Here is an 18,545-nt window from a genome sequence, read left to right as displayed (position 1 = left end):
AGGACCGGAATGACCAACCCCACCAGCGTCGCGGTGCTCGGCCTCGGCAACATGGGCACTGCCCTGGCCGCCGCCTTCCTGGCCGCGGGCCACCCCACCACGGTGTGGAACCGCACCGCGAGCAAGGCCGAGCCGCTGGCCGCCCAGGGCGCGGCCGTGGCCAACACGGTGGCCGAGGCGGTCGGCGCCGCCGAGGTCACGGTGATCTGCCTGTCCGTCTACGACACCGTGCTGGCCCGGCTGGACGGCGTCGACCTGCGCGGCAAGGCGATCGTCAACCTCACCAACGGCACTCCGCGCCAGGCCAGGGAAGCCGCCAAGATCGTCACCGACCGCGGCGCGTCCTATGTGGACGGCGGGATCATGGCCATCCCGGAGATGATCGGCCAGCCCAGCGCGCTGCTGTTCTACAGCGGCGCGACCGAAACCTTCCAGGCGCACCAGGAGCTGCTGGCCCTGCTCGGCCCGGCCAAGTTCCTCGGCGCCGACCCGGGACTGGCCTCGCTCTACGACCTCGCGCTGCTCAGCGGCATGTACGGCACCTTCGCCGGGGCCTTCCACGCGATCGCGCTGGCTGGCACCGAGGGCGTGCCCGCGGCGGAAATCACCGAGCTGGTCGTGCCCTGGGTGACCGCGATGGCCGCGGTGCTGCCCTCGATGGCCGCGGACTTCGACAAGGGCGGCTTCTTCGGCGAGGCGTCCGGCCTGCAGGTCAACAAGGACGGTCTGGACAACATCCTCACCGCGAGCTGGCAGCAGGGCATCTCCGCCGATCTGCTGACGCCGTTCCACACCCTCATCGCCCGCAAGCTGGCCACCATCGACGGCTCGGGCAGCGTGAACTCGGTCGCGGAGCTGCTCAAGTGACGTACGCGGGTAAGAAGGCCGTGGTCACCGGCGGCACCCACGGCATCGGCCTGGCCGTGGTCAAGGCGCTGCTCGACGGCGGCGCGGAGGTGGTGCTGACCGGCCGCAACGAGCGCAACATCGAGGCCGCCCGCACCGAACTGGCCGGGCGGGCCGCGCACGTGGTGCGCTCGGACGCGGCCAGCCTGGCCGATATCACCGCCCTCGGCGACCTGGTGGAACGCACCCTCGGCGCGGTCGACCTGGTGTTCGTCAACCACGGCTACGCCGAGACCGGCCCGCTCGCCTCGGTCACCGAAGCGGCCTACGACCGGATGCTCGACATCAACGCCAAGGGCGCCTTCTTCACCGCGCAACGCCTGGCCCCGCTGATCGCGCCGGGCGGTGCGCTGGTGTTCACCGGCGCGGTGCTGGTCGGCATGGGCTGGCCGGACAGCAGTGTGGCCACCATGGCCAAGGCCGCGGTGCACGCACTGGCCCAGTCGCTGGCCGCCGAACTGCTGCCGCGCGGAATCCGGGTGAACACGGTCAGCCCCGGCTTCACCCTGACCCCGACCATGGGTTTCGCCACCATGACCGCGGCCGAACAGGCGGCCAACCTGGACGCGGGCAACGCGGTGACGCCGATGGGCAGGCACGGCAGCGCCGAGGAGATCGCGGCGGCGGTGCTGTTCCTGGCCTTCACCGCGACCTTCAGCACCGGGATCGTGCTGGCCGCCGACGGCGGGCTCGGCCATGTAGAGAAGACGTGACCGGCTCCGACCAGGGGGCATGACCAAGAACCGCAACATCGCCCTCTGGATCGGCCAGGGCCTGATCGCCGCCCTGTTCCTCTTCGGCGCCTACGCCAAGCTCACCGGCGACCCCATGGTGGTCGCGGGCTTCGCGGCGATGGGCCTGGGCGGGGGCATGGTGGTCTTCGTCGGCCTGTGCGAACTGGCGGGCGGGGTCGGCATCCTGATCCCCGCGCTGACCAGGTGGGCCGCGCTCGGCCTGATCGCGCTGCTGATCGGCGCGGTGATCCTGGGGGTCGGCGCCGGTGGGCTGGTGGCCGCGGTGTTCCCGGGCGTGACCCTGCTGCTGGTGGCCGCGGTGGCCTGGGGCCGCTGGATGAGAGTCGTTTCATGAACGACTCACGAACGGCTCAGCTCGGCGGCACAGGCTGTTCCCCATGTCCGGCACCCTCGAACTCGCCCCGCCCTGGCAGCGGGTCCCACTGGCCGAAGCGGCCACCACGCCGTTGCGCCGCCGCAGGCGCTGGTGGCCGCTGCTGCTGGCGGTGCTCGCGCTGGGCGGGCTGGCCGGGGCACTGCACTTCGGCGGGACCGGGTTGTCGCTGCCGGGGCAGGCCACGCTGCTGGTGTTCACCGCCGCGGTGGCCGCCTGGACGCTGACCCGGATCGACGACACCTACGTCGCACTGGCCGCCGCGCTGGTGCTGGTGTTGCTCGGGGTGCTCAGCGGCGACCAGCTCTTCGCCACCCTGGGCGGTGAGACCATCTGGCTGCTGATCGCCGCGTTCGTGCTGGCCGCGGGGGTGGGCGCGAGTGGGTTGCCGACCAGGGTGGCGGTGGCGCTGATCGGGCGGGCCCGCTCGGTGCGCGGCCTGGCGCACCTGGTCACCGCGGCACTGCTGCTCAGCGCGTTCGCCATCCCGGCGACCTCAGGACGGGCCGCGCTGGCGGTGCCGGTGTTCGTGGCGCTGGCCGGGACGCTGCGCACGCGGCCACGAGTGGTGCGGGCACTGGCGATCCTGTTTCCCACGGTGATCCTGCTGTCCGCGGTGGCCACCCTGATGGGCGCCGGGGCGCACCTGGTGACCAGTCAGCTGCTCACCGCGGCGACCGGGTCCGGCATCGGGTTCGGGCAGTGGCTGCTGCTCGGCCTGCCGCTGGCCCTGGTCAGCTCGCATCTGGCGGCCGAGCTGGTGCTGTTCCTGTTCACCCGGCGCCGGGATCGCCGCGGCGGATTCACCCTGGACCTCAACGAGATCCGGCCGCCCAAGGGCCTGACGAAGCCGGAGCGCCGGGCCGCGTTGCTACTGGCCGGAGTCTCGCTGGCGTGGGCGAGCGAACCACTGCACGGTGTCTCCCCCGCGGTGGTGGCGCTGATCGGCGCGCTGCTGATCAGCTCACCGCGATTCGGCACGGTGCAACTGAACAAGGCACTGGCCGGGGTGCCCTGGTCGCTGCTGGTGTTCATGGCGGCCACCGCGGCCCTGGGCGCGGCGCTGATCTCCTCCGGCGCGGCCGCCTGGCTGGCCACCGCGCTGCTCGGGCCGGTGCACAGCCCAGTCATATTCCTGGTGGTGGTCGTGCTGGTCAGCACCGCCGCACACCTGGTCATCCAGTCCCGCTCGGCCCGGTCCTCGGTGCTGGTGCCGCTGGTGATCCCGGCCGCGCTCGCGCTCGGCCTCAACCCGGTGGCAGTGGCCTTCGCCTCCACCGCGGCAGCAGGCTTCTGCCACACGCTGTCCTCCTCGGCCAAGCCGGTGGCCATGTTCGCTCACCTGGACGGCACCCCCACCTACGGCCGCGCGGACCTGCTGCGCCTGTCGCTGTTCCTCGGTCCGCTCACCGCCGGACTGGTCCTGTTCTTCGCGCTCTCGGTGTGGCCGTTGCTCGGCCTGAACTGGAGGTAGTCATGCGTTTTGTCGTCGCTCCCAGTGGGTTCAAGGAAAGCCTGGACGCGGAGGCCGTCGCGGCTGCCATCACCGCCGGGATCCGCCGGGTGGTGCCGGGCGCGATCGTCGACCCGGTGCCGCTGGTGGATGGCGGGGAGGGCTCGGCCCGCACGCTGGCCGCCGCCGGTGGCGGGGAACTCATCCCGCTCACCGTGACCGGCCCGGTCGGCAAGCCGGTGCGCGCGCACCTCGCGGTGATCGGCAAGACCGCGGTGGTGGAGATGGCCGCCGCGGCCGGATTGCGCCTGGTGCCCGCGGATCTGCGTCAGCCAGGGGCCACCACGACCTACGGCGTCGGCGAGCTGATCAAGGCCGCGCTGGACACCGGATGCGAGCGGATCCTGGTCGGCTGCGGGGATTCCGGCACCTGCGACGGCGGCGCCGGCGCGTTGCAGGCACTGGGCGCGCGGCTGCTCGACGGCGACGGCGTGGAGCTAGGCCGGGGCGGCGACGCGCTGGCCGAGGTGAAGGACATCGACGTCACCGGCCTGGACCGCAGGCTCGCCGACGTGCGCATCACGCTGGCCTGCAACCCGCACAACGTGCTCTGCGGCGATCAGGGCGTGGCCCGTGTCTTCGGTCCGCAGAAGGGAGCCACACCCCGTGACGTGGAAAGACTCGCCGCCGCACTGGATCGCTGGGCCGTGGTGCTGCAGGAGAAATTCGGCCGCGATCTGGCCACCGCACCCGGCAGCGGCGCCTCCGGTGGCCTGGGCGCAGGGCTCGCCGGCGTGCTCGGCGCGGAGCTGCTGCCGCGCTTCGACGTGCTGCTGGAACACCTGGACCTGGACCGCAGGCTGGCCGCCGCCGACCTGGTGATCACCGCCGAGGGCGCGATCGACTTCCAGACCCCGCGCGGCAAGATCCCGTCCGAGGTGGCCCGGCGGGCCAAGCGATTCGGCAAGCCGGTGATCGCGCTGGCCGGGACCATCGGCAAGGGCGCCAGGCGCAACTACGACATCGGCATCGACGCCTACGCGGGCATCCTGGCCGCCCCGGTCCCGCTGGCCGAGGCCATCGACCGGGCCGCCGAACTGCTCACCGACGCCACCGAGCGCACCCTGCGCCTGGTGCTCGTCGGCGCGGCGCTAGCGACCGACCGCGTACCCCTGGGCGCCGCGGGCGTTGGCGGCCCCGCGGAGCAGGCCGGTGTCCGGATCTCGTGACACCGCGGACAACCGGCCCAGCGCCCACGGCCCGGCGTCGAGCACCGAGTGCCCGCGCCGGGCCAGTTCGGCGAAGGTCGCCGCACCCAGCCGGGATTCGGCGACCAGTTCGCCGGGCTGCCAGTTGCGCGGGTAGAAGGAGGCAGGGAACGCGGTGGAGTGCCAGGCCGGGGCGTCGATGGCTTCCTGCAGGTTCAGCCCGGCCCTGGTGTGCGCCAGCCAGAAGCAGAGCTGCCACTGGTCCTGCTGGTCCCCGCCAGGAGTGCCGAAGGCCAGCACCGGCTCGCCGTGGCGGCTGGCCAGCGAAGGGGTCAGCGTGATGCGTGGTCGCTTACCGGGGGCCAGCACATTGGGGTGGCCTTCATCCAGCCAGAACATCTGCGCCCTGGTGCCCAGGTTGAAGCCCAGCGCCGGGATGTGCGGCGAGGACTGCAACCAGCCGCCGGACGGAGTGGCCGAGATCAGGTTGCCCCAGCGGTCCAGCACATCGACGTGCACGGTGTCACCCCTGGTCAGCCCGGTGCGGGCGACCGTGGGCTCGCCAACGCCCATCGCGGTGTCCATCTCCCCCGCGGTGTTGCCGATCCCCCGGCCCTGCGCCACGAACGCGGGCAGCCTGCCATCCAGTCCCGGCCGCAGTTCCAGGGACGCGGTCTCGCCGATGAGCGCCCGACGCTGGTTCGCGTACTCCGCGGAGAGCAAGCGATCCAGTGGCACGTCCGCGCTGTCGCCGTACCAGGCTTCCCGGTCCGCGAAAGCGAGCTTCGCCGCCTCCACCGCCTGATGCACGGTGTCCACACTGGCCACACCGTCCACATAGGACAGATCAGCGCCGTCGAGCAGCCGGAGTTGCTGGGCCAGCACCGGTCCCTGGCTCCACCGCCCGATCTTGTGCAGCGTCCAGTCATCGGCGAGATCAACGCTGATGGGGGTGTCATAGCTCGCCGACCACCCGGCCAAGTCTGCCGCGGTCAGCACGCCGGCGTGGCTGCGTCCGGAGTCGTCACGGAAGGCTTGCCGAGCGAAGCTGTCGATCTCCTCCGCGACAAAGCCCTGGTACCAGGCCCGCCGCGCGGCTTCGATCTGCGCTTCACGGTCCGAGCCAATGGCTTCGGCTTCAGCGAGCAAGCGTTCCAGCGTGTCGGCCAGCGCCGGATTGCGCAGCCGGGCGCCGGGCCGGGCCGCGGGCAGCCACTGCGCGGCCGAGGTGGGCCAGTGCTCGCGAAAGAGCCGCTCCACTACCTCGATGGTCGCGGTGATCCGCTCCACCACCGGAAACCCGTTGCGGGCGTAGCCGATCGCGTAGTCCAGCACCTGCCGCAGGGTCCGGGTGCCGTGGTCCCGCAGCAGCAACAGCCAGCCGTCCCACGCGCCAGGAATGGTCGCGGCGAGCAAGCCGGTGCCGGGCACCAGCTCCAAGCCAAGACCGCGGTAGTGCGTCAGTGTCGCCCCAGCAGGCGCGACGCCCTGACCGCACAGCACCTGTGGCTGCCCACCCGCGGTCGCGAAGATCGCCGGGACCTCGCCACCGGGGCCGTTCAGGTGTGGCTCCACCACCTGAAGGGTGAAGCCCGCGGCCACCGCCGCGTCGAAGGCGTTGCCGCCGTCCTCCAGCACCGCCATCCCGGCCGCGGAGGCCAGCCAGTGCGTGGAGGCGACCATGCCGTGGGTGCCGATGAGTTCCGGCCGCGTGGTGAACACGCCCCTGAACCTAGTAAGTGGGCGCCGAATGCTTCCAGTAACCGCAGAAGTAGATCGATTCCTTGGGCACGCCCCGGTCCCGCACCAGGTGCCGCCGGACCGCGGTGACCATGCCGGACTCCCCGGCCACCCAGGCGTAGACCGCACCGCCGGGCAGGTCGGCCGCACGCAGCGTGCGGGCCACGATGTCGCTGGTGCCCGCGTGCTGGCCGGCCCGGTGCAGCCAGTTCAGCTCCACATCGGCCGCGGTGTCGAAGCCCTGTTCCTCGGCGTCGTTGGCGATCTCCACGAAGACCTTGGCCCTGGTGCCGGCGGGCATGGACTCCACGATCGCGCCGATCGCGGGCAGCGCGGTCTCGTCGCCGATGATCAGCTGCCAGTCCGCGCCCGGGGTCGGCTGGTACCCGGAGCGTTCGCTGCGCAGGCCGATCAGCTGACCCGGTTCGGCCCGGTTGGCCCAGCGTGCGGCCGGTCCGGCCTCACCGTGCAGCACGAAGTCGATGTCCAGCTCGCGGCGTTCCGGGTCGTAGCGGCGCACGGTGTAGTTGCGCACCACCGGCCGGATCTCCTCGGGCATGCTCTGCACCTCGGTCCACCAGTCCGGCGTGCTGGGCAGCACCGGGGCGTCCTGGCCGGAGGCGGGGAAGAAGGTGCGCACCAGATGATCAGGACCGTCGTAGCCGAAGCGGTCCAGTTCCGGGGCGGCGAGCGTCACCCGGGCCAGCCCTGGGCTGGGGCGACGCACCTGGGAGACCTCCGCCAGCAGGGCGGGTCGCTCCTTTTCCTCTGCGAGCATAGGTAAGGCTAACCTGCTCACCTGGACGCCGCAGTCGGGCGTGACATGCGTCACGCAACCGGGCTACGACCCACCCCGTGCCAGGCCAGTCCGGCCCGTCGGACCACGTCCGCGTCCAGCAGATTCCTGGTGTCCACCACGGCCTTCCCGGCCAGCAGTCCCGCCACCCGCGGCCAGTCCAGGGTGCGGAACTCCGGCCACTCGGTGAGCAGCACCAGACCCAGCGCGCCCTCGGCCGCCTGGTACGGATCGCTGACCACCCGCACCGCGTCGGTCAGGCCCGGCACCGCGGCCGGGATGCCAGGGTCGAAGGCGACCAGCTCGGCGCCCTCGGCCCGCAGCTTCTCCGCCACCGCCAGCGCCGGCGAGTCCCGCAGGTCGTTGGTGCCCGCCTTGAACGCCAGGCCCAGCACGGCCAGCCGCACCCCGTCCAGCACACCGCCGACCGCGTCCCGGATCTTGTCCACCATCCGGTCCCGCTGCCGGGTGTTGGTGTCGATGGAGGCCCGCAGCAGCATGAAGTCGAAGTCCACCGCCTCGGCCACCTGCACCAGCGCGTGGGTGTCCTTGGGCAGGCAGGAGCCGCCCCAGCCGGGACCGGGCTGCAGGAAGGACTGGCCGATCCGGCGGTCGTAGCCCATGCCCTCGGTGACATCGCCGACATCGGCGCCCAGCCGCTCGCACAGCTCGGCCATCGCGTTGACGTAGGACAGCTTCATCGCCAGGAAGCAGTTCGCCGCGTACTTGACCATCTCCGCGCTGGGCGCGTCGGTGAACACCGTCGGCGCGCCGAGCTTGGCGTAGAGCGCGGCCACCCGCTCGGCCGCGTCCTGGGCGCTGGAGCCGACCACGATCCGGTCCGGGTTGAGAAAGTCGTGCACCGCGGTGCCCTCGCGCAGGAACTCCGGGTTGCTGACCACGGCCACATCGGCCCGGTCCAGCAACTCGTGCACCCTGGCCGCGGTGCCCACCGGCACGGTCGACTTGTTGACCACCACGCAGCCACTGGGCAGCAGCTCACGCACCTCGGCGATCACCGACTCCACCGCGGCCAGGTCCGCCGCGCCGCCCGAGCCCATTGGCGTGGGCACGCACAGGAAGACCACCTCGGCATCGGCCACCGCGTGCCGCGCGCCGAGCACGAACTCCAGCCGGCCCGCGGCCAGTCCCTCGGCGACCAGCTCGGCCAGCCGCGGCTCCAGGATGGTGACCTCGCCCGCCTTGAGCCGGGCGACCTTGGCGGCGTCCACATCGGCGCAGATGACCTTGTGGCCCAGCGACGCGAGACAGGCGCCGGTGGTCAGGCCCACGTACCCGGAGCCGACGACGACGATTCGCCGTGCGAACACACTCCACCCCCGCGTTGGGTTGGTCTTTTGTCGTCGGGCTGACTTGCCCCGTTCGGCCGCATCCTGACACCGCTAGGCGGCGATAGCCAGCCAACCGGTCGGTGGCTCCGGTCACGAAGATGAACGGGCAGTGACTGGGACGTCACTCAACACGTAGGGTGCACGCTCGTGGACCAACGACGGTTGGGTGATTCTGGGCTGGTGGTCAGCGCGGTCGGGCTCGGCTGCAACAACCTCGGGCGGCCGGGGACCGCCACCGAGACGCTGGCCGGTTCCAGGTCGGTTGTCGATGCCGCGCTGGAGGCGGGCATCACCTTCTTCGACGTCGCCGACGTCTACGGCGCCCCGCGCGGGCGCAGCGAGGAGCTGCTCGGACAGGCCCTCTCCGGCCGGCGCGAGCACGCGGTGATCGCGACCAAATTCGGCATGGACATGCAGGGCGGCAACGGGCCGGACTTCGGCGCCCGCGGCTCCCGGCGCTACGTCCGGCGTGCGGTGGAGTCCTCGCTGCGGCGGCTGGGCACCGACTGGATCGACGTCTACCAGCTGCACCGGCCGGACCAGCAGACTCCGCTGGAGGAGACGCTGTCGGTGCTGGACGACCTGGTGCACGAGGGCAAGATCCGCTACGTCGGGCACTGCAACCTGGCCGGCTGGCAGATCGCGGACGCGGCCTGGAGCGCGAGCACCGCGAACCTGACCGCGCCGGTGTCCGCGGAGAACCACTACTCGCTGCTGGAACGCGAGTCCGAACGCGAGATCATCCCGGCCTGCCTGCGCTTCGGCCTGGGCCTGCTGCCGTACTTCCCGCTGGCCAACGGCCTGCTCACGGGCAAGTACGAGCGGGACACCAAGCCGCCGGAGGGCAGTCGGCTGGCCGGCCGGGACCGGCTGCTCGCGGACGCGCCGTGGGACCGGATCGACCGGCTGCGCCGCTTCGCCGAGGAGCGGGATCTGAGCCTGGTGGAACTGGCCATCGGCTGGCTGGCCGCGCAGCCCGCGGTGGCCTCGGTGATCGCCGGCGCGACCAGCGCGGAACAGGTCGCGCAGAACGCCACCGCCGCGGAATGGTCGCCCACTGCGGCCGACCTCACTGAGATCGACGCCATCTGCCCGCCAGGACGACGTTAACGACGGCTAACCTACCCGGCATGCAGATCACCGACACCGCTGCCATCGTCACCGGTGGCGCGTCCGGCCTCGGCGGGGCCACCAGCCGCGCGCTGGCCGCCAAGGGTGCCCACGTCTTCGCCCTGGACCTGCCGCAGGGCATCGAGAAGGCCGAGGCGGTCGACGGCGTCACCTACGTGCCCGCCGACGTCACCGACGCGGCGCAGGTCCAGGCCGCCGTGGAGCAGGCCGCCGCGTTCGCGCCGCTGCGCACCGTGGTCAACTGCGCCGGCGTCGGCTGGGCCGGACGGATCGTCAACAAGCAGGGCGAGCCGCACGACTACGACCTGTTCCGCAAGGTCGTGGAGATCAACCTGATCGGCACCTTCAACGTGCTGCGACTGGCCGCGGCCGCGATGGCCAAGACCGAGGCCGTGGACGGGCAGCGCGGCGTGGTGGTCAACACCGCCTCGGTGGCCGCCTTCGACGGCCAGATCGGCCAGATCGCCTACGCCGCCTCCAAGGGCGGGGTGGTCGGCCTGACCCTGTCCGCGGCCCGCGACCTGGCCACCTTCGGCATCCGGGTGATGACCATCGCGCCCGGCATCATCGACACCCCGATGCTGGCCGGGGTCACCGAGGAGTTCCGCGCCGGCCTGTCCGCCGGGGTGCCCTTCCCCAAGCGCCTGGGCACGCCCGCGGAGTACGCCCAGCTCGCGCTCATGATCGTCGAGCACGACTACCTCAACGGCGAGGTCATCCGGATGGACGGCTCGCTGCGGATGGCGCCCCGCTAGCCGGAGTGGACGGTGCGGCTACTCGGCCGCACCGTCACAGCTCACCGGCGTACGGCAGTTCGTACACCGCCGGCGAGTCCATCCAGCGGCGCAGCGTCCAGGTCGCGCGGACATCGTCCTCGTTGTACTCCAGCAGCCGTTCCCGCTGGTCGGGCAGTGGTTCGCCGCCGTCCATGCCGACCGCGTCCCGGTACCAGCGCATCGAGTTCTCGCCACCGGCCTCCGGGTCCCGCCAGCTGAACCCGGCCGCCGGGGCGATCATCTTCAGCCCCTTGCCCTTGGCGCACAGGAACTGGTCGCGCACGATGCCGAACAGGTCCACCCACTGCGGCGAGCCGATGAAGTCCTGCACGGTCTGCAGGGTCGGGATGTCCGGCTTCCCGGCGAAGCGCTCGGCCGAGCCGAGCATCCACCGGTTCTCCGCGAGTTCGTTGTAGCAGTAGGCCCGGAAGCTCAGCCCGCGCGCGCTGGCCCGCAGCCGCACGTGCGTGAGATAGGACCAGAACTCGCCGAAGGAGCGCGCCTCGTCCGCGCAGGGCAATGGATCCCAGGTGACGAAGGCCCGGTAGCCCTGGGGTTCGCCGATGTCCGCGCCGGAGAGATGGCAGCCCCACATGTAGGCCCCGGCGTCGCCGAAGCTCTCCATGTCCACGTCCAGTTCCACATCGGCCCTGGGCACCAGCACCCGCTCCTCGCGGCGCACCAGCGAGGCCCCGCGCAGCCAGGCCCTGGCCAGCAGCACCGCGTCGCCGAAGGGCATGCCCACCATCTGCGCAGGCGCCTCCACCGCGGTCTCCTGGGCCGCCAGCTGGTCCACAGTGGACACTCCGATGCCGCGCAGGGACACCGCGTCCTCACCGCGCACCACCAGGCTGACGTCCCGCCGCTCGATCAGCGCGGCCTCGCAGGTCGGCCACCACGGGCAACTGCGGCACTCCAGGATCCGGGACGGCCGGGCCAGCGCGTCCCGCTCACCGGCCGCCGCGGCCGCCACCGCGAGCCGGTCGGCGAAGCGAGCGTCGTACTCCTTGAGCGCGGTCCGGCCATTCGGCCAGGTCGGCGCGTCCAGGTCGTGCCAGAGCACCACATCGGCGTCCAGGCCGATCACCCCGCCCATCGCCCGGCCACGCGCGGCCAGTCCGGCGGCCTGCAGCAGCCGGTGCGCGTGCGCCAGCCGGAGCTGGTCCCTGGGCTGCGGCCGGACCTTGCGGATCGGGTCGACCCTGGCGCTGCCCGGGTAGAGCTGGCCGAACGGCGTGGTGCGCGCCCCGGTGCCAGGGTCGGTGATCTTGTGCCGGACCACCAGCACCGGGATGTACCCACCGTTACCGTCCCGCACCAGCAGGTCGATGCCGCCGCGCCGCCCGCCGGAGCGGTCCGAGGGCAGCAGACCACCCCACACGAACCGGGCGCCGGCGCCCAGCACCGCGGTGGTGATTCGTTCCCGGTCGGCCGGGCCCTCACCAGCGGGCACCTCGGTCCACTCCGCGCCCACCTGCCGGGCCAACCGGTCGGCCACCGCGCGCCGGTGCGCGGCCGCGTCGCTCATCCGCTGCTCGGCCGCCGGATCCGGCGGCGCCTTGGGCGAGTTGACCATGGTCGGGTCGTGTTCGAGGTGCACGCGGCGCCGGCACCGGGTCACCACCCCGGCATCAAGTAGCACCGCAGACGTCACTCATGCAGGGTAAGTGGCCGGAGAGCGCTCCGTGTCGGCAACCCGGTTGATCTCGGCTGCTCGCGCGCCGGAACCGCCAAGAAACCCCCGAGCGGCCTAGGCTGACGAGCATGGCCCGCATCCGGCGAGGACTGCCCAAGCTGACTCCCGCCCGTGCCAAGCACCTGATCGGCATCGGCAAGGTGGTGCTGCCACTGCTCGCGCCGGTCGCGCTCAAGGCCGCCGCGGCGGCCAGGGACGGCTACGACCGGATGCGCGCCCGCAAGCTGGGCATCCCGGTGGAGCACCTGGCCACCTACAGCGGCCGCGGTGGTTCGCTGCACGCCCGGATCGCCGGCATCGCCAACGCGCTGACCGAGCTTCGGGTCAACGCCAGCGAGGAGATCGTGGCCTTCGCCAGGGACGGCGAGTCCCGGCTGGTCGAACTGGCCGCGGTGGTGCGGGCCGCCGAGCGGATGCCGACCCCTCGGCGCAAGGCCGCGCACCGCGCGGTGTCCACCGAACTCGACCGGCTCGAGTCCCACCTGCTGCACCACCTGGGCGTCTGATCAGGCGGTGGTCTGCCGGTAGCGCAGCGGCAGCTGGAACGGCCGCAGCAGCAGGGTGAAGGCGACCGCCGCGAGCACCGCCCCGGCCAGCGCGGACACCGAGAGTGCGGACAGCGCCAGGTTCAGCGGGATGAGGATCGCGGTGAACCACAGCCCGCTGGTGCGCAGCTGCTGGGAGTAGCCGGGCAGCAGCAGCGCGAGCACCAGCCCGACCGCGCCGGTCATCACCGTGGCCATGGCGAACGGGAACTCGAACGCGCTCCCCGCCCACAGCACCCCAGCCGTCAGCCAGGCCACCAGGGTGTGACCGAGCAGCACATACCGAACCGAATCCAGTCCCCGCATGACATCCCCTCCCGGAAAGATCGTCAGGGACCATCCTGGCCTGGGGTACCGACAGTCACCATGGGGCAAACCCCCGAGTCGACCCTGAGGTCGCCTTCCGTAGTTCTACTCAGGGCAGCCGCACGAAGCCCTCGCGCACCAGCCAGTCCCTGGCCACCTCGGCCGGGTCCCTGCCGTCCACGTCGACCTCGGCGTTGAGCTTGAGCACCACCTCGTTGGTCAGCTTGGCCGCCACCGGCCGCAGCACCTCGGCGATCTGCGGGTGCGCGCCCGCGGTCTCCTTGCGCAGGGTGACCGAGGCGTTGTAGCGCGGGAAGAAGTTCCGGTCATCGGCCAGCACCACCAGGTCAAGGGCCAGCACCCGCCCGTCGGTGGTGAAGACTTCGCCGAAGTTGCAGGTCCCGCCGTTGGCCACGGCCTGGTAGATCGGCCCGATGCCGAGCAGTTTGATGTTGCCCGGCGCCGGCTCGAACCCGTAGGTCTTCTGCACCCCCGGCATGCCGTCGTTGCGGCTGGCGAACTCGCTCTCCAGGCAGAAGGTCCCCTCCTGCGGCTTCTCCTTGATGAGTTTCGCCAGCTCGGACATGGTCCGGATGCCCAGCCGCTCGGCGTTCTTGCGACTCATCGCGAACGCGTAGGTGTTGTTCAGCGGCGCCATCAGGCTCCACACGATCCCGTTGCGCGCCAGGTCTTCCTTGCGCACCGCCTCGAACTGCGCGGCGTCGTCCGGGATCGGGTCCTCCTTGCCGAGGTAGCTGATCCACCCGGTGCCGGTGTACTCCCACATCAGGTCGACCTGCCCGGTCAGCAGCGCGTCCCGCCCGCTGTTGGACCCGGCGATGTTGGACAGGTCCCGCACCTTGGCCCCGGCCGCGCTCAGCGCGAATTCGGCCAGATAGGCCAGAACCAGCTGCTCACTGAAGTCCTTGGACCCCACGGTCAGCTCGACCCCGGCCAGTTCGGACACCGGCTGAATCGATCCCGGTTTCACGTGAAGCGGCGGCGCTCCACCCGCCGAAAGCCCGCAACCCGCGAGCAGACTGCCGGTCATCAGCAGGGCGACTGTCCATAGTGGACGATTCCTCATCGAAGTCCCTTCGGGCCGAGTCGCCGTTCGGCCAGGCCGCCCAGCCAGTCCACCAGCAGGGCCAATGCCGCCGCCAGCACCGCGCCGACCACCAGGATCGAGGTGCGGCGCAGCTTGTAGCCGGTGTCGATCATCGAGCCGAGGCCGCCGCCGTTGACGAACATGGCCAGCGTGGCCACGCCCACCGCGAGCACCAGCGCGGTCCGCATGCCGGCCAGCACGTGCGGGATGGCCAGCGGGAACTCGATCCGGCGGAGCACGGTGAAGGCGGACATGCCGATGCCGCGGCCTGCCTCCACCAGGGTGCGGTCCACCTGTTGCAGGCCGACCAGGGTGTTGCGCAGCACCGGGAGCAGCGCGTAGACCGCCATCGGCAGCACCGCGATCCAGAACCCGGTCTGGCCGGTGAGCAGGAAGAACAGCACCAGCACACCGACCGCGGGCGCGGCCTGGCCGATGGTGGCCAGGCCCAGCACCAGCGGGGCGATGTGCCGGGCCCAGCGGCGGCTGACCAGCACGCCCAGTGGCACGCCGGCCAGCAGCACGATCACCGAGATGGCCGCGGTGAGCTGGAGGTGTTCCCAGGTCAGGGTGAGGATGTTGGCGAAGGTGATGTTGCGCTGCTCGATCGAGTCCAGTTCACCGGTGAAGGCCCACACCAGCACCGCGGCCACGATCAGCAGCACCGCGATGGGTTCGGCGAACAGCTGCAGGCGTCCGGCCTGGCGGACCGGCGAACTCACGCCGTCTCCAGCTCATCGCGCATCGCCCGCACCGCGGCCATCAGCGTGTCCATGGTGACCACGCCGATGTACTCGCCGCGGGAGCCGGTCACCACGGCCAGCCCGTCGTCGTCGGTGAGCACCGCCTCCAGCGCGTCGTGCAGGGTGGAGGCCATCGCCACGGTGTCCTCCACCGCGCGCCCTGCCCGGTCCAGGGCGAACCCGGTGGTCAGGTCCGGTGGGGTCACCCAGCGCAGCGGCCGGCGCCGGTTGTCCAGCACCAGGCCGACCGCGCCGCGCCGCCTGCCGAGCCGTTCGGCCAGCTCAGCCGCTGAATCACCGGCCCCGGCGGTGGGCACCTCGGACAGTTCCACCTCGCGCACCCGGCGCAGGGTGAGCTGCTTGAGCGAGGCGCCGGCGCCGACAAAACCGGCCACCGTGTCATCGGCCGGGTTGGCCAGGATGGCCTCCGGAGTGTCGTACTGCAGGATCCGGGACCGCTCACCGAGCACCGCGATCCGGTCGCCGAGCTTGACCGCCTCGTCGAAGTCGTGCGTGACGAACACGATCGTCTTGCCCAGTTCGGCCTGCAGCCGGAGCAGCTCGTCCTGCAGGTTTCCCCTGGTGATCGGGTCCACCGCGCCGAAGGGCTCGTCCATCAGCAGCACCGGCGGGTCCGCGGCCAGCGCCCTGGCCACCCCGACCCGCTGCTGCTGCCCGCCGGAGAGCTGCCGCGGGTACCGGTCGGCGAACTCGCCCGGGTCCAGCCCGACCAGGTCGAGCATTTCCTCGACCCGGTCCGCGACCCGTTTCTTCTCCCATTTCAGCAGGCCAGGCACCATGCCAACGTTCTGCGCCACGGTCAGGTGCGGGAACAGCCCGGCCTGCTGGATGGCGTAACCGATCCGCCGCCGCAGCTCGTCCGGGTCCAGCCCCAGCGCGTCCTGCCCGCCGATGGTGATCCGCCCGCTGGTCGGTTCGATCAGCCGGTTGATCATCTTCATGGTGGTGGTCTTGCCGCACCCGGAGGGCCCGACGAAGACCACCGTCTCCCCGGCCGGGATGGTCATCGACACCGACTCCACCGCCGCTGCCTTCTGCCCGGAATAACGCTTGGTGACCTCGGTCAGCTCGATCTCGACGCCGCTGACCTTGCTGTGCTCAGACACGGATCCCCCTGGAGGTGGTCAGCCGGCCGATGATCAGGAACACGCCGTCGAGCAGCAGCGCCAGCACGATGACGCCCAGTGTCCCGGCCAGCGCCGAGTTGATCGCGTTCGCGCTGCCCACCCTGGTCAGCCCGCTGAAGATGAGGTTGCCCAGGCCGGGGCCCTTGGCGTAGGCGGCGATCGCGGCGATGCCCATCAGCAGCTGGGCGCTGACCCGCATGCCGGTGAGGATGGTCGGCCAGGCCAGCCGCAGCTCGACCAGGGTGAGCACCCGCCACCGGGCCATCCCGATGCCACGGGCCGCGTCCACCACCGCCGGGTCCACCCCGGACATGCCGACGATGGTGTTGCGCACGATCGGCAGCAGCGCGTACAGCACCAGCGCGGTCACCGTCGGCGCCACGCCAAGGCCCAGCACCGGGATCAGCAACCCGAGCAGCGCGAAGGACGGGATGGTGAGGATCGCGCTGGTCAGCGCGGTGGCGATGGCCGAGCCCAGCCGGCTGTGATACACCGCCACCCCGAGCAGCACGCCGAGCGCGGTGGCGATCAGCGTGCACTGCACCACCACGCTCGCGTGCAGCGAGGAGTCCAGCAGCAGCGACTCCCAGCGGGCGGTGACGAACTCCCAGAAACTCACGGCTTGCCGCTCACCGGGGTGTCGTCGTGACCGTTGCCGTTTCCGTTGCCAGGGCTGACCTCCAGCTGGAAGTCATGGCCGTACTGCTCGGTGCCGCTGATCACCGCGGCCTCGACCACCTCGACGCCCTTGTTCTCCCGCCGGATCATCGGGTCCTGCCGCAGGTCCTTGGCCAGCGAGACGCACATCAGCACCATGACCACGGTGAAGGGCACCGCGGCGATGATGGTGAGTTGTTGCAGCCCGCTGAGCGCGTTCTGCCCGCCCACGGTGAGCATCACCGCGGCCACCGCGCCGGTCAGCGCGCCCCAGAAGATCACCACGGATTTCTTCGGCGCGATCGACCCGCGCTGGGACAGCGTGCCCATCACGATCGAGGCCGCGTCCGCGCCGGAGACGAAGAAGATCGCCACCAGCAGCATCACGATCACACTGGCCACCCCGGCCAGCGGGAACTGTTTGAGCACGCCGAAAAGCTGGGCTTCCTGCCCGGCCGCGCCCGCCAGGTCGACCCCGTTGCGCTGCAGGTTGAGCGCGGTGCCGCCGAGCACGGAGAACCACACCAGGCTGACCAGGCTGGGCACCAGGATCACGCCGGTGATGAACTGCCGGATGGTGCGGCCGCGGCTGATCCGGGCCACGAACATGCCCACGAACGGCGTCCAGGAGATCCACCAGGCCCAGTAGAAGACCGTCCACCCGGTCAGCCAGGTGTTCATCGCGTCGCCGCCGGTCGCGGCGGTGCGCGCGGACATCTCCGCCAGGTCGGCGAAGTAGTGGCCGATCGAGGTGGGCACCAGGTTGAGGATCAGCACGGTCGGGCCGACCACGAACAGGAACAGCGCGAGCACGCCCGCCAGCACCATGTTGATGTTGGACAGCCACTGGATGCCCTTGGCCACGCCGGAGACCGCCGAGGCGATGAACGCGATGGTCAGCACCACGATGATCACCACCAGCAGGGTGGTGCCCGCCTGGCCCAGCCAGCCCACCTCGTGCATGCCGCGCCCGATCTGCAGCGCGCCAAGGCCGAGCGAGGTGGCCGAGCCGAACAGGGTGGCGAAGATGGCCAGGATGTCGATGGTCTTGCCCAGCGGCCCCTCGGCTTGGCGGCGGCCGAACAGCGGGGCGAACACCGCGCTGATCAGCTGACGCCTGCCACGCCGGAAGCTGCCGTAGGCGATGGCCAGGCCGACCACCGCGTAGATCGCCCACGGGTGCACGGTCCAGTGGAACAGAGTGGTGGACATCGCGGTCTCAAGGGCTTCGTCGGTGGCCGGGGCGACCGTGCCCGGCGGCGGTTTGACGAAGTGCGCCAGCGGCTCGCTGACCCCGTAGAACATCAGGCCGATGCCCATGCCCGCGCTGAACATCATGGCCACCCAGGAGGAGGTCCGGAACTCCGGTTCCTCACCGTCCTGGCCGAGCGGGATCTTGCCGTAGCGGCTGGCCGCCAGCCACAGCGCGAACACCACAAAACCGGAGGCGGCCAGCACGAAGGCCCAGCCGGCGTTGGTGATGAGCCAGTTCAGCGCCGCCTTGGCCGCGCTGCCCAGGCCCTGGCTGTCGGCAACGCCCCAGGCGATGAAGGCCAGCGCGATGACCGCGGCGACCCCGAAGACCACCGGGTCGAGCCGGGCCGGGCGTTCGGCGAGTGGCTCGCCGGGAAGTTGGGTGGATTGATCAGGGTTGACCGGGGTACCACCAGTAGCAGCGGGACCCGAGGTGAGGTGGTCGTCAGTCGTCACGGTGTTCGGCGCCCGAGAGCGCCTCCTCCTTCACGAACGGGAACGGCTACCGATTCCTGCGTTTCACCGTTACCCGTTCGGAGTAACGCCGTAAACCTGTGCCGCATTCTGTAGCGAAGTAGTGACATTGCGCTGCGCCGTA

At 71.3% G+C, this 18,545-nt stretch carries 18 protein-coding genes; 8 read left to right on the top strand and 10 right to left on the bottom strand.

What is annotated here, in order from left to right; translation table 11 throughout:
• Positions 1–9: 9 nt before the first annotated feature.
• From MZC64_RS45760 to MZC64_RS45740, 5 genes are read left to right on the top strand one after another with little or no spacing between them, the layout of a single operon-like run.
• The gene (locus MZC64_RS45760) at positions 10–867 is read left to right on the top strand and encodes an NAD(P)-dependent oxidoreductase (protein WP_247765940.1); all 858 of its coding nucleotides are present in this window, start codon (positions 10–12) and stop codon (positions 865–867) included.
• Positions 864–1,619 carry an SDR family oxidoreductase gene (locus tag MZC64_RS45755; RefSeq protein ID WP_247765939.1) on the top strand — a complete coding sequence of 252 codons (756 nt, stop codon included), beginning with the start codon at positions 864–866 and terminating at the stop codon, positions 1,617–1,619. The genes MZC64_RS45760 and MZC64_RS45755 overlap by 4 nt, the downstream gene beginning before the upstream one ends.
• A gap of 19 nt (positions 1,620–1,638) precedes the next feature.
• Positions 1,639–1,995, top strand: a complete 357-nt coding sequence (locus MZC64_RS45750; RefSeq protein WP_247765938.1) for a DoxX family protein — start codon at positions 1,639–1,641, stop codon at positions 1,993–1,995.
• 43 nt (positions 1,996–2,038) lie between these two features.
• Positions 2,039–3,508: an SLC13 family permease gene (locus tag MZC64_RS45745; protein ID WP_247765937.1), complete on the top strand. Its 1,470-nt coding sequence runs from the start codon at positions 2,039–2,041 to the stop codon at positions 3,506–3,508.
• Positions 3,509–3,510: 2 nt separating this feature from the next.
• A complete protein-coding gene (locus MZC64_RS45740; protein WP_247765936.1) occupies positions 3,511–4,716 on the top strand; it encodes a glycerate kinase in 1,206 nt (401 codons plus the stop codon).
• On the opposite strand, the gene MZC64_RS45735 is transcribed toward MZC64_RS45740, so the two are convergent.
• Genes MZC64_RS45735 through MZC64_RS45725 form a run of 3 tightly spaced genes read right to left on the bottom strand, consistent with a single transcriptional unit; the run spans position 4,639 to position 8,562 of the window.
• The gene (locus MZC64_RS45735; RefSeq protein ID WP_247765935.1) at positions 4,639–6,417 is read right to left on the bottom strand and encodes a gamma-glutamyltransferase family protein; all 1,779 of its coding nucleotides are present in this window, start codon (positions 6,415–6,417) and stop codon (positions 4,639–4,641) included. The genes MZC64_RS45740 and MZC64_RS45735 overlap by 78 nt on opposite strands.
• A 10-nt stretch (positions 6,418–6,427) precedes the next feature.
• Positions 6,428–7,213, bottom strand: a complete 786-nt coding sequence (locus MZC64_RS45730; RefSeq protein ID WP_247765934.1) for a siderophore-interacting protein — start codon at positions 7,211–7,213, stop codon at positions 6,428–6,430.
• Positions 7,214–7,263: 50 nt separating this feature from the next.
• Entirely contained in the window at positions 7,264–8,562 is a 1,299-nt protein-coding gene (locus MZC64_RS45725; protein WP_247765933.1) for a UDP-glucose/GDP-mannose dehydrogenase family protein, read from the bottom strand.
• Positions 8,563–8,730: 168 nt separating this feature from the next.
• On the opposite strand from MZC64_RS45725, the gene MZC64_RS45720 reads away from it, so the two are divergent.
• Both MZC64_RS45720 and MZC64_RS45715 read left to right on the top strand, forming a co-directional pair.
• Positions 8,731–9,693 (top strand): aldo/keto reductase, encoded by a 963-nt coding sequence (locus tag MZC64_RS45720; RefSeq protein ID WP_247765932.1) that lies wholly within the window; start codon positions 8,731–8,733, stop codon positions 9,691–9,693.
• Between the two features lie 20 nt (positions 9,694–9,713).
• On the top strand, positions 9,714–10,469 hold the full coding sequence (locus MZC64_RS45715) for an SDR family NAD(P)-dependent oxidoreductase (RefSeq protein ID WP_247765931.1): 756 nt from the start codon (positions 9,714–9,716) through the stop codon (positions 10,467–10,469).
• Between the two features lie 34 nt (positions 10,470–10,503).
• Here MZC64_RS45715 and MZC64_RS45710 read toward each other — a convergent pair whose 3' ends face one another.
• On the bottom strand, positions 10,504–12,144 hold the full coding sequence (locus MZC64_RS45710; protein ID WP_247765930.1) for a TM0106 family RecB-like putative nuclease: 1,641 nt from the start codon (positions 12,142–12,144) through the stop codon (positions 10,504–10,506).
• A 110-nt stretch (positions 12,145–12,254) separates the two neighbouring features.
• Here MZC64_RS45710 and MZC64_RS45705 point away from each other — a divergent pair, with 110 nt between their 5' ends.
• A complete protein-coding gene (locus MZC64_RS45705) occupies positions 12,255–12,692 on the top strand; it encodes a DUF6474 family protein (protein ID WP_247765929.1) in 438 nt (145 codons plus the stop codon).
• Here MZC64_RS45705 and MZC64_RS45700 read toward each other — a convergent pair whose 3' ends face one another.
• From MZC64_RS45700 to MZC64_RS45675, 6 genes are all read right to left on the bottom strand, one after another.
• Entirely contained in the window at positions 12,693–13,037 is a 345-nt protein-coding gene (locus MZC64_RS45700) for a hypothetical protein (protein WP_247765928.1), read from the bottom strand. It lies immediately after the preceding gene.
• 109 nt (positions 13,038–13,146) lie between these two features.
• Positions 13,147–14,124 (bottom strand): glycine betaine ABC transporter substrate-binding protein, encoded by a 978-nt coding sequence (locus tag MZC64_RS45695; protein ID WP_374205906.1) that lies wholly within the window; start codon positions 14,122–14,124, stop codon positions 13,147–13,149.
• Positions 14,121–14,867 carry an ABC transporter permease gene (locus tag MZC64_RS45690; RefSeq protein WP_247765926.1) on the bottom strand — a complete coding sequence of 249 codons (747 nt, stop codon included), beginning with the start codon at positions 14,865–14,867 and terminating at the stop codon, positions 14,121–14,123. Before MZC64_RS45690 ends, MZC64_RS45695 begins: the two co-directional genes overlap by 4 nt.
• Positions 14,864–16,015 (bottom strand): ABC transporter ATP-binding protein, encoded by a 1,152-nt coding sequence (locus tag MZC64_RS45685; RefSeq protein WP_247765925.1) that lies wholly within the window; start codon positions 16,013–16,015, stop codon positions 14,864–14,866. Before MZC64_RS45685 ends, MZC64_RS45690 begins: the two co-directional genes overlap by 4 nt.
• Positions 16,008–16,655 (bottom strand): ABC transporter permease, encoded by a 648-nt coding sequence (locus MZC64_RS45680; RefSeq protein ID WP_247765924.1) that lies wholly within the window; start codon positions 16,653–16,655, stop codon positions 16,008–16,010. Before MZC64_RS45680 ends, MZC64_RS45685 begins: the two co-directional genes overlap by 8 nt.
• On the bottom strand, positions 16,652–18,403 hold the full coding sequence (locus MZC64_RS45675) for a BCCT family transporter (RefSeq protein WP_374205904.1): 1,752 nt from the start codon (positions 18,401–18,403) through the stop codon (positions 16,652–16,654). Before MZC64_RS45675 ends, MZC64_RS45680 begins: the two co-directional genes overlap by 4 nt.
• Between the last annotated feature and the right edge of the window lie 142 nt (positions 18,404–18,545).

It is taken from the genome of Crossiella sp. S99.2 (assembly GCF_023094165.1).
GTDB lineage: Bacteria > Actinomycetota > Actinomycetes > Mycobacteriales > Pseudonocardiaceae > Crossiella.
The sequence above is the reverse complement of the archived record's forward strand: the minus strand, read 5'-3'. Positions and strand labels throughout refer to the sequence as shown.

Excerpts from the sequence above, each read along its gene's own strand:
- MZC64_RS45750 (WP_247765938.1), top strand. The coding sequence starts at position 1,639 with ATGACCAAGAACCGCAACATCGCCCTCTGGATCGGCCAGGGCCTGATC.
- MZC64_RS45695 (WP_374205906.1), bottom strand. The coding sequence starts at position 14,124 with ATGAGGAATCGTCCACTATGGACAGTCGCCCTGCTGATGACCGGCAGT.
- MZC64_RS45715 (WP_247765931.1), top strand. The coding sequence starts at position 9,714 with ATGCAGATCACCGACACCGCTGCCATCGTCACCGGTGGCGCGTCCGGC.
- MZC64_RS45745 (WP_247765937.1), top strand. The coding sequence starts at position 2,039 with ATGTCCGGCACCCTCGAACTCGCCCCGCCCTGGCAGCGGGTCCCACTG.
- MZC64_RS45705 (WP_247765929.1), top strand. The coding sequence starts at position 12,255 with ATGGCCCGCATCCGGCGAGGACTGCCCAAGCTGACTCCCGCCCGTGCC.
- MZC64_RS45700 (WP_247765928.1), bottom strand. The coding sequence starts at position 13,037 with ATGCGGGGACTGGATTCGGTTCGGTATGTGCTGCTCGGTCACACCCTG.
- MZC64_RS45740 (WP_247765936.1), top strand. The coding sequence starts at position 3,511 with ATGCGTTTTGTCGTCGCTCCCAGTGGGTTCAAGGAAAGCCTGGACGCG.
- MZC64_RS45760 (WP_247765940.1), top strand. The coding sequence starts at position 10 with ATGACCAACCCCACCAGCGTCGCGGTGCTCGGCCTCGGCAACATGGGC.
- MZC64_RS45730 (WP_247765934.1), bottom strand. The coding sequence starts at position 7,213 with ATGCTCGCAGAGGAAAAGGAGCGACCCGCCCTGCTGGCGGAGGTCTCC.